The organism is Kaistella sp. PBT33-4, assembly GCF_029194425.1.
Classification (GTDB): domain Bacteria; phylum Bacteroidota; class Bacteroidia; order Flavobacteriales; family Weeksellaceae; genus Marnyiella.
In genome coordinates this window covers 173,034-187,035 of sequence record NZ_JARFYL010000002.1, presented here as the reverse complement: position 1 = coordinate 187,035, position 14,002 = coordinate 173,034, and the positions used below count along the sequence as shown (strand labels likewise).

The window sequence follows — 14,002 nt, the reverse complement described above, 5'->3', positions numbered from 1 at the left end:
CAAGTTGAAATTTCCTGTAAAAGTTTTCAGGAGGAATGTTGGATAAGCTTTCTACATTTCCATCTGTTTTCTTCGGGAATAGATTTTCCTGGATACAAGGGCTGTAGTAATGAGGAAAATGGCAGTGTTAACTAATAAATAGTTACGCTCAAACTGGTTATGACCCGGCTGGGCGTTAAGGGCAAAGGTAAAATTACTGTATTCAAATGAATGAACATTCTGGTCGGAAATCCAGATGCTGCCGAGCTGTAGGAAAAATGATCCCAGATTAATGGCAAAAAGAATGAGCATGGTCGAAAATAAAGATTTTATCAGGACTTCAATAAATTGTTTTGCTACCATTTTAAATGTTTTTAAAGTAGTTATCTGGTTGTTTTTGCTAAATTATATATTCCAGAATTCCCTGTCCAGGCTTCGGTACTGTATTGCTTCGGCTATGTGGTTGCTCTGTATATTTGTTAACCCTTCCAGGTCAGCGATTGTACGTGCCACCTTAAGTATACGGTCATAGGCTCTGGCAGAAAGACTCAGTTTATCCATTGCATTCCTGATCAGATTTTGAGAGTCCGTATCTAGCTCGCAGAAGCGCTCAATTTCCTTTGGGCCCATCTGGGCATTGTAACTTATTTCAAGGTCCTTATAGCGCTTATTCTGCTCTTCACGTGCTTTCATTACGCGCTCCCGTATGGTTATGCTGTCCTCACCTTTGCGTCGGTCGGCCAGCTGCTCAAATTCAACTTTCTGTACCTCTACATGGATATCAATTCTGTCCAGCAGCGGACCAGACAGCCGGTTCATATAGCGCTGCATCTCGAAAGAGGTGGAGGTGTTGTTGGGGTCGTCCGGGAAATAGCCGCTGGGGCTAGGGTTCATGCTCGCTACAAGCATAAAACTTGCGGGGTAATTCACCGTGAATTTTGCACGGGAAATGGTAACAACCCTGTCTTCCAGCGGCTGACGCATGACCTCCAGCACCGTTCGTTTGAATTCAGGCATTTCATCCAGAAAAAGGACCCCGTTATGGGCCAGCGAAATCTCGCCGGGCTGAGGGTAACTGCCCCCGCCTACGAGGGCCACATCGGATATTGTATGATGGGGACTTCGGAAGGGCCTTACCGTCATGAGTGAAGTTTCCGAACCTATCTTTCCGGCAACCGAATGGATCTTGGTGGTCTCCAGGGCTTCTTTCAGGGTAAATGGGGGCAGGATGCTGGGGACTCTCTTGGCCAGCATGGTTTTGCCGCTGCCCGGCGGACCGATCAGGATTATATTGTGACCACCGGCCGCTGCTACCTCCATGGCACGTTTGGCGGTTTCCTGTCCCTTCACTTCCGAAAAATCAAACGGGAAATAGTTGATCTTGTCCTGAAATTCCTTTCGCGTATCTATTTCCGTCCTTTCCAGAGGTATGCCTTTGTTGAAGAAGTCAATGACCTCGCTGATATTCTCTACGCCGTAAACTTCAAGATTGCTCACAATGGCAGCCTCACGGGTATTCTGCCTGGGCAGGATAAATCCTTTAAAGCCTTCCTCTCTGGCTTTTATAGCGATAGGCAAAACTCCTTTAATAGGCTGCAGACCGCCGTCAAGTGAAAGTTCGCCCATTATGATATAATCGGCAATGGTATCTGAATTTATCTGATCCGAAGCTGCCAGGATTCCAAGCGCGATGCTGAGGTCATATGCTGAGCCTTCCTTCCTCAAATCTGCGGGAGCCATATTAATTGTGATTTTCTTCCCCGGAACTTTGTAACCTACGTTTTTCAGCGCAGCCGAAATTCTGTAACTGCTCTCCTTAATTGCATTGTCCGGCAGACCCACCAAATGGTAGCCCACGCCGGGCGTATCTACGCTCACCTCTATCGTAATCGTTTGTGCAGTTACTCCGTAAATGGCACTCCCATAGATTTTTACAAGCATATTTGCGCATTTTACACGTAAATTTAAACATAATTGCTTACCGGCGATTAAGTGTTTTCACCCTTTTTTTCTTTACTTTATTGAGAAATTTCCGAAAGTATAAATCTATTCGTGGATTATTGTGCGCGGAAAATCAGAAAATCCATAAAAATTCTGTTTAATGATACAGCATATCCCGATTGAAAAAGTCCTTTTCCTGGACATTGAAACTGTGCCCAATGCTTCGGCCTGGGAAGATTTGCCAGAAAGTGAGAAGAGACTTTGGGACAAAAAGACATTTCACCAACGCAAAAATGAGATTACAGCGGAAGATTTCTACATGGAAAGGGCCGGCGTAATGGCTGAATTCGGAAAGATTATCTGCATCTCTGTGGGTATGGTGGAAAAGAACGGAAAGCTCTTGATCAGGAGTTTTGCAGATGATGATGAAAAAAGTATACTGGAAGAATTCGGGGATATCTTTAACAGGCCCAAACTTCGCGATGTAATACTGTGCGCTCACAATGGTAAGGAATTCGATTTTCCGTGGATTGCGCGGCGTTTCCTTATCAATGGCATGGAGCCACCGAAACCCTTTCAGATGTTTGGCAAAAAACCCTGGGAAATTCCGCACCTGGACACAATGGAGCTTTGGAAATTTGGGGATTACAAGTCCTACGTTTCACTGGAACTGCTGGCCAGCGTCTTTGGAATCCCGACACCAAAAGACGATATTGACGGCTCAATGGTTTCATCGATTTATCACATCGAGAAAGACTTATTTAGAATAGTTAAATATTGTGAGAAAGATGTCTTAACTTTGGCAAATGTTTTCCGGCGCATGCGTCAGGAAGATTTGTTAATCAGAAGTGAGACTTAAAAGATGAATTTAACAGACGATCAGATTGCCGATATTGGCGAAAATATCATAAAAAACCTCAAGACCGTATACGATCCTGAAATTCCGGTAGACATCTACGAACTCGGCCTTATCTACGATGTTCAGATTTCAGAAGAAGGGGATGTAAAGGTGATTATGACCCTTACAACTCCAAATTGTCCTGTGGCGGAAAGCCTTCCGGCCGAAGTACGTGAAAAGGTTTCCGAAGTTGAGGGCGTGAAAACGGTTGATCTTGAACTTACCTTCGAGCCTTCCTGGAATAAGGATATGATGAGCGAGGAAGCCCGTTTTGAACTGGGAATGTTTTAAAGACTACCCGAAGTGGAAGCGAACAGTCTTCTTTAATTCCGGGTGCATCGAAAGCGCTACCGGACAGTTCATGGCAGTATTCTCAATAAACTGCTTCTGCTCATCGGTATGTCCGCTGGCAAAATAGAGGTCACATTCGATCTCACCAATTTTACGTGGCGCGGCGGTCATTATCTTTTGTACTTCCGCATAAGCGCCCTCCATATTAATCCCTTTGTTTTTACCAAGTATAGCAATCGTGGTCAGCATGCACTGCGCCAGAGAAGCTGCGCAAAGGTCCGTGGGTGAAAATGCCTCACCCTTGCCCTGATTATCAGTTGGGGCGTCAGTCACAATGAGTGAGCCGGACTGTAAATGTTCAGATTCGCAGCGGAAACCACCGATATATTTTATTTTTGAGGTCATAATTTTGCAGAATCTAATGTTCTTAGAAATGAAATACATCCTTCGCTTTGTTGTATGCGCTTTCAAAGTGAAGCAGATTAAGTGAGTGACTTATCTTTTCCACCGCCATAAAGTTAATGATCTGCTCAGTGGGCATGTTCCCTACCAGATCGTCCTTGGCCATTGGGCAACCACCTATACCTTTGATGGCTGAGTCGAAGCGGCGGCAACCGTTATCATAAGCAGCCTTCAGTTTTTTATAGGAGTCTTCGTACCGGTTATGAAAGTGTGCACCAAAATCAACATCAGCATACCCTGACGGGATTTTGCTGAACAGAAGTTCGATGTCCTCAAGTGTTCCTGTCCCTGTAGTATCGGATAAAAGGACGTTCCTGACACCGATTTCGGAAAAGCGCTTCGCCCAGTGATCTACCTCTTCCCAACTCCAGTGGTCGCCGTACGGATTTCCGAAAGCCATTGAGAAATAGACATTCAGTTCCTTATTTTCATTTTTGGCAAGATTCAGGATTTCCGTAATCTGCAGGAAAGCCTCCTCTCTGTCCTTGTTTGTGTTGCGCTGCTGGAATGTTTCAGAAATGGAAAACGGAAAACCCAGGATGTCTACATTTTTATGCGTAAGTGCTCTTTCCGCTCCGCGCACATTGGCCACGATCACCGAGAGTTTAGTATTGGAGTTACTTTTGTCAATATTCGCCAAAACATCACTGGTATCTGCCATCTGAGGTATGGATTTAGGCGAAACAAAACTGCCGCAATCCAATACATCAAAACCAACTGACATCAGCGAGTTTATATAGTCGATTTTTTGAGCGGTAGGAATAAAATCCTTCCAACCCTGCATTGCATCACGTGGACATTCGGTGAGAAACATTGAGTAAGTTTAATTGATTTCAAAGATAACCAATTTACAGGGAATGAAAAGTCCCGCACAGAATACTATGCAGGCCTGTGATTACAATGTGGTAGGGAGCATTATTACGTCATCACAATGTTCTGAACCACAAGGGCTCCTATGATGCCCAATCCTATTACAAATACGAAATAAGTCAGAGCGGTTTTATTGCTGTAATTTTTAATTATAAACAGGATTAATGCTCCTAAGATTAGTGCTATTTTGAAGTATAGATGGTCAACAAACATCGCCATTCCTGCTAAGGATATTATCAGCAGCCTGATAACCCGGGATTTATCAAAAACTGGCTTCATAACTTACAAAGATAACAATGTTCGTAATCCGCCAAAGAACTGCATGGCACATAAATAATCATGCGGCCGTAATGCGGTTTCATGCATGGGAAATACCTGACTGCTGTGCGGTAAAACATAATTCATTAACTTTGCTATACACAAAACCAAGAGAGACATGCAGACCATAGAATTCAACCTGGAGTGGAAACTGAAACTCCAGAACCGTTTCATTAATTACGTAAAAATATATTCAACCAGCGACCCTGAAAGTGAATCCACACCCTCCACACCGCAGCAGTGGGATATCGCGAAATATATTTTTGAAGAGCTGCAGTCTCTTGGACTGGAAAATGTAGAACTTGATGAGAATGGTTATATCTACGCCTACATCCCTTCAAATATCGAAAATGATGATGAGCCTGTAGTTGGTTTTATCGCGCATTATGACACCTCACCGGATTTTAACGGCGAAGGAGTGAAGCCCCAGATCTGGGACGATTATGACGGTGGTGACCTTCTTCTGAATAAAGAGACCGGCTTTACCCTTTCCTCATCAAAGTTCGAAAGCCTGAAGCAATATGTAGGTAAAACGCTCATCACTACCGACGGAACAACCTTGCTTGGAGCAGATGATAAGGCCGGAGTTGCTGAAATTGTGACAGCGGCAGAGTATCTGCTGGCGCATCCGGAAATCAAACACGGCAGGATCGCCATTGGATTTACACCCGATGAGGAAATTGGCCGTGGCGCACACAAATTTGATGTAAAGAAGTTCGGTGCCGAATGGGCTTATACAATGGACGGAAGCGAAGCGGGAGAACTGGAATATGAGAACTTCAACGCTGCCGGAGCTGTAGTTAAAATTCACGGACTGAGTGTGCACCCGGGCTATGCTTTCGGGAAAATGGTCAATGCTTCATTGCTTGCGGCTGAATTTATTCAAATGTTTCCAGCCAACGAAACGCCGTCCACTACTAAAGGATTTGAAGGATTTTATCATTTAACAGACCTGAAATCGGATGTTTCTGAGGCGAAAATCCAGTATATAATCCGTGATCATGACGAAGAGAAATTTGAGGCCAGAAAGAACCTGATGACAGAGAAGGTGGCCGAGTTTAATGCGAAGTATGGCGAAGGAACTGCTGAAATAGAGATTAAAGAGCAGTACCGCAATATGAAGCAGCAGTTTGAGGGCAAAATGCACATCATCGATATTGCTGCACAGGCCATGAAAGATGCCAATGTAGAGCCAAAGATCAAGGCGATTCGCGGAGGAACCGATGGTGCCCAACTTTCATATATGGGATTGCCGTGTCCTAATATCTTTGCGGGCGGCATGAACTTCCACGGGCCTTATGAATACGTCGCGCTGGAAACGATGGAAAAAGCGGTGAAAGTAATTGTGAATATTGCTAAGGCCGTTAAAAAGACAAATTAGAAGATAGGCGTTGTCAAAATGTCCACACTTATCGTTTGGAATGGTTTTGATACCTCATTATTAACAACCTAAAATTATATAAATATGTATCCAGAAGAATTGGTTATGCCAATGAAGGCAGAACTTACTGATAAAGGTTTCCAGGACGTAACTTCTGCTGAAGCTGTAAATGAGGCTTTGGCAAAACCCGGAACCACTTTGCTTATGATTAACTCCGTATGCGGCTGTGCGGCAGGTGCTGCCAGGCCGGGTGCTGTTTTCTCACTAACCGGTGACAAAAAGCCTGATCACTTGGTTACTGTTTTTGCAGGTTTTGATGGTGAAGCTGTCGCCGAAGCCAGAAAACACTTGGCTCCGTTCCCTCCCAGCTCACCGTGCATCGCGCTTTTCAAGGATGGTGAATTGGTACACATGCTGGAGCGTCACCACATTGAAGGTAACCCTGCAGGTGCAATTGCAGCAAATCTTCAGTCGGCTTACGACGAGTACTGCTAAAACCGAAAAGTTTATGATAGGACCGCTGCTGAATTTCAGCCGCGGTTTTTTTTGTGCATTAATGTTTTAGCCTGTTTTTTTTTACCTGCATTTTCCGGAAATCAGTTATATTTGAAGATGGCAACCAAAGCACTGTTCAATTCTGTCGTAAACTGGTTTATCAAACAAAGGATAGATCAGATTGAAAACTTTATCAAAAATCCCATCGAGACGCAGAATGGTGTCCTTTTTTCGCAGCTTTTCCATGCCGAAAACACGGAATACGGCCAGATCCACGGTTTCAGTTCCATCAGTTCGTATAATGATTTTAAGGATCGTGTGCCGGTGGTGGCTTATGAGGACTTTGAACCTTATATTGAACGCGCAAGAAAAGGTGAAAAAGATGTTTTCTGGCCGGGGCAGATTAAGCAGTTTGCAAAATCCTCGGGTACCACCAATGCCAAAAGCAAATTCATACCTATTTCCGACGAAAGTCTTGATCAATGTCATTTCAAGGCCGGTAAAGACCTGCTTTCCATCTATGCGAACAACCATCCCGATAATACGCTTTTCCTTAACAAAAACCTGAGGCTGGGTGGCAGTGCCGAGCTCTACCAGGATTTTAACACGAAGTTTGGTGACCTTTCGGCTATTATGATCGAGAATCTTCCGTTTTGGGTTGAAATTACGACTACACCCAGCAAGAAGACCTCACTCATGTCCGAATGGGAAAGTAAACTGAAGGCAATTGTAGCGGAGGTAAGAAATGAAGACGTGGGCAGTCTTACCGGTGTGCCCAGCTGGATGCTGGTATTGCTGCAGCGTATATTGGCAGATACCGGACTGCGCAGTATAAGCGAACTGTGGCCCAATCTGGAAGTGTTTTTCCATGGAGGCATCAGCTTTAAACCCTATCGAGAGCAGTACCGCAATATAATTGGCAAAGACATTAATTATTACGAAATTTATAATGCCTCAGAGGGTTTTTTCGGCATCCAGGACCAGTCCGGCAGTGATGAGATGCTGCTGATGCTTGATTACGGAATCTTCTATGAATTCATACCCATGGATAGATTTAACCCCGATGACCTGCAGGCAATTCCTTTGGAACAGGTGGAAATAGGTAAGAATTACGCAATCGTAATCACCACTAATGGCGGTCTTTGGCGCTATCTTATTGGGGATACCGTGAAATTTACCTCCCTGAGTCCGTTCAGGATTAAAATTTCCGGCCGTACCAAGCATTATATCAATGCTTTTGGCGAAGAACTCATGATTGATAATGTAGAGGCTGCACTTGAAAAGGCCTGCGAAGCTACGCAAGCATCAGTGTCTGATTACACCGGGGCACCGGTTTTCATGAAAGACGGCCAAAGTGGGGCTCATGAGTGGATCTTTGAATTCTGCAACGCTCCGAGGGATATGGACCTCTTTAGAGAAGTTTTTGATAATCATCTGAAATCAATTAACTCTGATTATGAAGCCAAGCGATATAATAATATGACCCTTAGCAAACCAATTATCCACGTTGCCAGACCGAAACTTTTCTACAGCTGGATGTCCGAAAGGGGTAAATTGGGCGGGCAGAACAAAGTACCCCGGTTAAGCAATGACCGGGAGTATATTGAACCGCTTCTCAGGCTGAACGCAGCAGATTAGTTGTTCTTAAGGTCTGCCTCTGCTTTTTCGGCAGAGCGTTCTACCTTTTCAGCACCTTTTTTCGTGGCTACTTTCACATCTTCACCGGCCTTTTTCAGTTCGGTACCGGCTTTATCGGCTGCCTTTTCTATTTTCTCGCCGGCTATGTTAAGTTTTTCCTTAGCGGTCTCCACGGTGTTGGTAATGGCAACGGTATCCAGTCCGGTCGTTTCTTCATTCTCAACCACTGTGGTAGTTACAGTGCCGTCGGGGTTTTCTATTGTTTCCGTCTTCGTTTCAGAATTTGTGCAGGCGGTTAAGACGAGCGAAATAGTTCCCGTAATCATCAGCTTTTTCATAGTATTTGTCATTTGGTTAAATTAATATCAGGGATTTTGTTGAGATGTTTTTTCTGAAGATGCAGACATATCCGGACCGGTTTCCGTCCGGATTGTCACATCCGTTTTATTCGCGATATCCTTCTCATCCTTCTGTAAGTCGGCTGCTGAATCTGTACTTCGGATCACAGACTGCCGCATCCCTGCCGCTATCGCGGCCGAAGTTGCTCCGGGCGAAAACGAGTCAATAGGCACGGTGTCATACTCTGCGTGCACATCCTCATCCACCGCTGCAGCCCGGCTCACGGATTTTTTTTCAGAACAGGATATCATTAATAAAACGTAAATAAAAATGAACTTTTTCATCTTTTACTCAATTTTAAATTCAGCAATCACTGGAAAGTGGTCAGATATTTTTACATTCCGGTCCACACGGAAGCTTATGGCCTTTATGCTTTCAGATGTAAAAATATAATCAATCCTTATCGGCACTTTATAGTCATGGAAACTCGTAGCAGAACCCCTGCCAACTTCCACAAAAGCATCTTTCAAATCGCCCAACAGCGTATAATATTCATACGAATTAGGTACTGCATTAAAATCTCCTGCCAAAATTACAGGATAAGGTGATTTTCGCACGGCATCAGCAATAAGATCCACTTCATCTTCGTGAATTCTGAAGGTTGGAATAAGGCGCTTAAGTATGTATTTTGCCTTGCTTCTGTTTTTTTCCAGATCCTCTGCGGGGCGCACTTTGTTTTTGTCGAAGAAGAAAGGAGTTAGATAAACATTTATGACGCGGATCACTTTGCCCTGATGTTTGATGTCTGCATAAAAAGAATAGCCATCGTCCCCGAAGAGTGGTCCCTGTGCGATAATTTCCGTAGCCGAGGATGTAGAGACTACCCAATAATCTCTTGATTTGTGGGCGAGACCTATCATATTCTGTACTTCACCAGGGTCCTGAAGAATCATCACGTCCGCACCGGTTTCGTTCAGATAGTCAGCAGCGGCCTTTTCGCCAAGTTTTCCCGTTTTCAGATTGGCCGAAACGACCTTCAAAGTGGGGGTGTCTGCTGATTGGGGATTATAGTTCAGCCACCTGCGGACGGGATTCAGGAATAGAATTGACACGGCCAGAAAGAGCACGGCCTGCTTCTTCCATAAAAATATCCAAAAGAGGCACAATAAAAGATGTACGGCAAACAGGCCGGGGAACGCAAGAGAAAGCAGGTTCAGTCCCGGAAGCACCGACGGCGGAATATAGGCATTCAGCAATGTGGCGGCTAACAGCATCACAACGGCCGTATGCGCAAGCACAAAAAATTTGCGGACGATCATTCTTAAAATCTGTCGAAGCGGTTTTGATTGCTTTTCCAGTTCCGTATCCAGAGAAATCCGATCAGAGCTCCGCCCAGGTGCGCGAAGTGCGCAATATTATCACCTTCAAACTGGCTGAAACCCAAATACAGGGAGCCCGCAATGACTATGGGCAATAACACTTTCGCTTTTATAGGTACCGGAATGAACATCAACATCAGTTCGGCATTTGGAAAGAGGATCGCAAATGCGGTAATCACCCCAAAAATGGCTCCGGAAGCGCCTACCATGGGAGTTACAAGTAACTGAAATAGCTGTTTACCATCCGGATTCAGGGAATTGTAAAAGGCGTTATTAATATTGAAGATATCGGCATTGGCAAAAACCGCCGCGGGATTGACATTCGTAGCTGTAAGTTCGCGCGCAAGCTGCATGATCTGGAAATAATTCCACAAATTGTAGATTACAAAGGAGCCCAGACCACAAACAAGGTAGAACATTATGAATTTCCGCTGACCCAGGATTTTCTCGAGTACAGGTCCGAAACTGAACAGGGTAAACATGTTGAAGAGCAGGTGCATCCAGCCACCGTGGGTAAACATATGGGTGATGATCTGCCAGCTTTTGAAACTTTCGGACATCGGGTAATAGGCTGCCAGATAATAAAGCAAGTTAGGATATATATAGTAGGTCAGGATAAACAGGACCGCGTTAATTATGATAATGGCCTTAACCAGTGGGGTGATCTCTCTGAACATAATTTCTTAAAATTTATTTTTCAAATCCTCCAGCGGAAGCTCCACATAACAGCATTTCCCATCCGGGAGATACGCCGGAAATCCAAGCTGCGAAAAATCGCGGATTACCTGCTCCGCGTCATTTTTATAAATGAAGTCAAAACGGGACTTACTCTGCATCTTACTCCATTTGCCGTTATAGAACTCCATGAACTGATCTTCTGTACGGTATTCCATGATTTCAAAAAGTTCCTCAATAAACTTCACGACCTGAGTTTCTTTCAAGCCGGTAGGAACAGCGTCTACACGAAGTACGTTCTCGTGTGCAACCTTGATGTCGAATCCGAGTTCGGGCAGGAATTTCTTTATTGATTTGTATTTGTTTTTTTCGATTTCATTCATGTGGTACTCCAGGGAGAACAGAAGAGAATGGGAAACCTGTTCCTTTTTTCTGTTCCGGTTTTGCTCCGTCACCACCAGTCGGTGCATCCTGCCTAAATCTAGCATCAGTGTCTTTTCGCCTTTATTAAGCAGCCAGTAACCGTTTGGAAGCCGCATCAAATCTTCGTCAAAATCTTCATCTTCAAACAGATTGATCTTAGACGGTGCCGCTTCAATGGTATGATGGTACATCTGCGCCAGGTTTTGTATCTCTTCACTTTTCACCTGTGTCTCGTCGCGGAAGGGATTGTAATTGCGGTCTACCTGGATCTCCGGCATCCGGAAACTGCTGTCGCTACCCTGTTTTGGAGTACTGAAAAAGTCCATCTGCGGGTCACGGTCAAAATCCAGGCTGGGAGCGATATTATAAATACCCAATGCTTTCTTTACCGTGGAACGGACGAGGGCAAAGATTACATGTTCATCTTCAAATTTTACTTCTGTTTTTTGTGGATGAATATTAACGTCAATCTTCTCCGCATCCAACTCCAGGTAGAGGAAGAATGTAGGAATCAGACCGGGCAGTAAAAGTCCTTCAAAAGCTTCCTGAACGGCCTTGTTTAAATAGGGACTGCGGAAAAACCTGCCGTTCACAAAGAAAAACTGTTCACCGCGTACTTTCTTCGCACCCTCAGGCTTGGCCACAAAACCGTCCAGTTTCACCCAACCCAGATCTTCCTTTACCGGAATCAGGAGTGGATGCAGTTTACGGCCGAAGATTTCCACAATACGCTGCATCTGCGAACCTTTGCGTAAGCGGAACACCGGGTCATCGTCGTGGAAAAGTGAAAATTCAATATGCTCATGTGCCAGTGCCACGCGGTGGAATTCATCCATGATGTGACGGAACTCCACATTATTGTTCTTAAGGAACTTCCGGCGCGCGGGAACGTTGTAGAACAGGTTTTTTACACAGAAATTAGAGCCGGCCACGGTTTGTACAGGTTCCTGAAACTGCAGGCCGCCACCCTCGATATAGATGTTGGTCCCTACGGTGGCGCCTTCTTTTTTTGTTTTGAGTTCCACCTGGGCTACGGCGGCTATTGAAGCCAAAGCCTCGCCGCGGAAACCTTTGGTTGAAATCTTAAATATATCTTCAGTCGTCCTAATCTTGGAGGTGGCATGTCTTTCAAACGCCATACGTGCATCAGTTTCAGACATTCCTGCACCGTCATCAACCACCTGTATCAGGTTTCGGCCGGCTTCACGGACAATGAGTTCAATTTTGGAAGCACCGGCATCAATGGCATTTTCCAGCAGCTCCTTTACAATGGAGGCCGGTCTCTGTACCACTTCACCTGCCGCAATCTGGTTGGCAACGTGATCCGGTAAAAGCTGTATGATATCTGACATTTTAAGGTGCTTAATTGGCAAAAATAATCAATTGTAAAGGAAAACGCATGCAAAAGGTCCGCAGTTGGCATAACTTCAGCGCATGTCCGGAAGCGAGACTTTAGGAAATGGAGAATGGTGGTTCATCCGCACCTGAGTTTTACAGAAATTTATCAGGGATAATTACCCTGTACCTAATTTAAAGCTTGTTCAGTATCTGCTGGATATGGATTTCCTGCAGGCAGGCATAGTCGCCGCGGAAACATTCGCGGTCTCCAAAGACAGAACAGGGTCTGCAGGTTAGGTCTTTAACCTGAACAATGTCGTCTTCACTCTGACCGTATCCCAGAAAGCCGGCAAAATGGTGCGTAGATCCCCAAACCGATATGCACCGTGTTCCGGCCAGGCTGGCCAGATGCATATTTGCTGAATCCATTGAGATCATGACGTCAAGACAGGATATTTTTTCCAGTTCCTGACTAAGCGTGAGGCTACCAGCCAAACTTCTTGTATTGGGAATCTGTTTTTCCCACTTGCTCAAAGTTTCAGTCTCCTCCTTTCCGCCGCCAAAAAAATAGACTTCATATTTCTTTGCCAGAAGCCGGGCCAGTTCATAAGATTTGTCCAGTGGTAGCATCTTCCCTTTATGCTGTGCAAAAGGGGCAAAACCAACACCCGACCGGGGCTTGCTGTCCGTCCTAAGCTTGTGTGCAAGAGTCAGGCCGAAACCCAGTTCTCTGAAAACATCCGCATAACGTTCTACTGTACTTCGCAGCTGCTGTTTTTCCAGGTTCCAGATGTCAGTAAGTATTTCCTTTTCTTCCTTACCCTTATTAATTACTGCAACGTTAAAACCTTTTCTGGCAAATTTTCTGTCAAGGATTTTGGTACGTATCACATCATGCAAATCCGCAATATGCGTTGGGCTGAATTCCCTTATAAGCTGTGTCGCAAGTCGCTGCATGCCAAAGAATCCTTTAAAATCGTCAAGATTTACTCCTTTGAAAAATAAGTTGGGAATACCGCCGAACAGAGGTTTGAAATGTTCCCGGGAGACCATTACCAAACGTACGTCCGGATTTTGCTCTACAAACTCACGGATCACGATGGCGGCCATTGCCACATCGCCAAATGCAGAAAACCGGTATGCAAGAACGGTACTCACGATTTGAGTTGATATGCGACAGCGTAAAATTTAATTTGCTTGGTCATAGCCATCAGCCCGTTGGCGCGTGAGGGCGAAAGAAACTCCTGCAGTCCGATCTTTGAGATAAAATCAAAATCAGAAGCCAGGATTTCTTCAGTAGTGTGTCCGCTGTAGATGGAAGTAAGCAGTGCTACAATCCCTTTGGGCAGAATTCCGTCGGAGTCCGCGTTGAAAAACAGTTTTCCCTCACGGAAACTGGCGTCTATCCAAACTTTGGACTGACAGCCTTTAATGAGATTTTCATCAGTCTTCTTATCTTCGGGAAAGCTGTCGAGCTGTTTCCCCAGGTCAATCAGGTATTCGTATTTTTGCTCCCAGTCTTCCAGAAATTCAAACTCATCAATCAGCTCCTGCTGTTTCTCTTTAATTGTCATA

Annotated in this window: 16 protein-coding genes; 5 read left to right on the top strand and 11 right to left on the bottom strand. The window is 44.8% G+C overall.

What is annotated here, in order from left to right:
- Positions 1-51 precede the first annotated feature (51 nt).
- Positions 52-342 (bottom strand): hypothetical protein, encoded by a 291-nt coding sequence (locus P0M11_RS03830; RefSeq protein WP_275624534.1) that lies wholly within the window; start codon positions 340-342, stop codon positions 52-54.
- Positions 343-384: 42 nt separating this feature from the next.
- Entirely contained in the window at positions 385-1,920 is a 1,536-nt protein-coding gene (locus P0M11_RS03825; RefSeq protein WP_275624533.1) for a YifB family Mg chelatase-like AAA ATPase, read from the bottom strand.
- Positions 1,921-2,080: 160 nt separating this feature from the next.
- Here P0M11_RS03825 and P0M11_RS03820 point away from each other — a divergent pair, with 160 nt between their 5' ends.
- The gene (locus P0M11_RS03820; RefSeq protein ID WP_275624532.1) at positions 2,081-2,779 is read left to right on the top strand and encodes a 3'-5' exonuclease; all 699 of its coding nucleotides are present in this window, start codon (positions 2,081-2,083) and stop codon (positions 2,777-2,779) included.
- Positions 2,780-2,782: 3 nt separating this feature from the next.
- Positions 2,783-3,109, top strand: coding sequence for an SUF system Fe-S cluster assembly protein (locus tag P0M11_RS03815; RefSeq protein WP_275624531.1), 327 nt, complete (start codon positions 2,783-2,785; stop codon positions 3,107-3,109).
- Positions 3,110-3,112: 3 nt separating this feature from the next.
- Here the strand turns inward: P0M11_RS03815 and P0M11_RS03810 are convergent, their stop codons facing one another.
- Both P0M11_RS03810 and P0M11_RS03805 read right to left on the bottom strand, forming a co-directional pair.
- Positions 3,113-3,514: an OsmC family protein gene (locus P0M11_RS03810; protein WP_275624530.1), complete on the bottom strand. Its 402-nt coding sequence runs from the start codon at positions 3,512-3,514 to the stop codon at positions 3,113-3,115.
- Positions 3,515-3,536: 22 nt separating this feature from the next.
- The gene (locus tag P0M11_RS03805; protein ID WP_275624529.1) at positions 3,537-4,385 is read right to left on the bottom strand and encodes a hydroxymethylglutaryl-CoA lyase; all 849 of its coding nucleotides are present in this window, start codon (positions 4,383-4,385) and stop codon (positions 3,537-3,539) included.
- Between the two features lie 492 nt (positions 4,386-4,877).
- Between P0M11_RS03805 and pepT the strand changes: the two genes are divergently transcribed.
- The 3 genes from pepT (at position 4,878) to P0M11_RS03790 (ending at position 8,273) form a co-directional block, all read left to right on the top strand.
- Positions 4,878-6,140: a peptidase T gene (pepT, locus tag P0M11_RS03800; RefSeq protein ID WP_275624528.1), complete on the top strand. Its 1,263-nt coding sequence runs from the start codon at positions 4,878-4,880 to the stop codon at positions 6,138-6,140.
- An 84-nt stretch (positions 6,141-6,224) separates the two neighbouring features.
- Entirely contained in the window at positions 6,225-6,635 is a 411-nt protein-coding gene (locus tag P0M11_RS03795; protein WP_158065202.1) for a BrxA/BrxB family bacilliredoxin, read from the top strand.
- A gap of 117 nt (positions 6,636-6,752) precedes the next feature.
- Complete coding sequence (locus P0M11_RS03790; RefSeq protein WP_275624527.1) at positions 6,753-8,273, top strand: GH3 auxin-responsive promoter family protein; 1,521 nt, start codon at positions 6,753-6,755, stop codon at positions 8,271-8,273.
- Here the strand turns inward: P0M11_RS03790 and P0M11_RS03785 are convergent.
- The 7 genes from P0M11_RS03785 to P0M11_RS03755 all read right to left on the bottom strand — a co-directional run bounded on the left by P0M11_RS03785 (position 8,270) and on the right by P0M11_RS03755 (position 14,001).
- Positions 8,270-8,623, bottom strand: coding sequence for a hypothetical protein (locus P0M11_RS03785; protein WP_275624526.1), 354 nt, complete (start codon positions 8,621-8,623; stop codon positions 8,270-8,272). The genes P0M11_RS03790 and P0M11_RS03785 overlap by 4 nt on opposite strands.
- A gap of 15 nt (positions 8,624-8,638) precedes the next feature.
- Positions 8,639-8,956 carry a hypothetical protein gene (locus P0M11_RS03780; RefSeq protein WP_275624525.1) on the bottom strand — a complete coding sequence of 106 codons (318 nt, stop codon included), beginning with the start codon at positions 8,954-8,956 and terminating at the stop codon, positions 8,639-8,641.
- Between the two features lie 3 nt (positions 8,957-8,959).
- Positions 8,960-9,931 (bottom strand): endonuclease/exonuclease/phosphatase family protein, encoded by a 972-nt coding sequence (locus tag P0M11_RS03775; protein WP_275624524.1) that lies wholly within the window; start codon positions 9,929-9,931, stop codon positions 8,960-8,962.
- Positions 9,932-9,933: 2 nt separating this feature from the next.
- A complete protein-coding gene (locus tag P0M11_RS03770) occupies positions 9,934-10,668 on the bottom strand; it encodes a rhomboid family intramembrane serine protease (protein WP_275624523.1) in 735 nt (244 codons plus the stop codon).
- A 6-nt stretch (positions 10,669-10,674) separates the two neighbouring features.
- Positions 10,675-12,441, bottom strand: a complete 1,767-nt coding sequence (mutL, locus tag P0M11_RS03765) for a DNA mismatch repair endonuclease MutL (RefSeq protein ID WP_275624522.1) — start codon at positions 12,439-12,441, stop codon at positions 10,675-10,677.
- Positions 12,442-12,619: 178 nt separating this feature from the next.
- Entirely contained in the window at positions 12,620-13,585 is a 966-nt protein-coding gene (locus tag P0M11_RS03760) for a glycosyltransferase family 9 protein (RefSeq protein ID WP_275624521.1), read from the bottom strand.
- Positions 13,582-14,001, bottom strand: a complete 420-nt coding sequence (locus P0M11_RS03755; RefSeq protein ID WP_275624520.1) for a SufE family protein — start codon at positions 13,999-14,001, stop codon at positions 13,582-13,584. Before P0M11_RS03755 ends, P0M11_RS03760 begins: the two co-directional genes overlap by 4 nt.
- Between the last annotated feature and the right edge of the window lies 1 nt (position 14,002).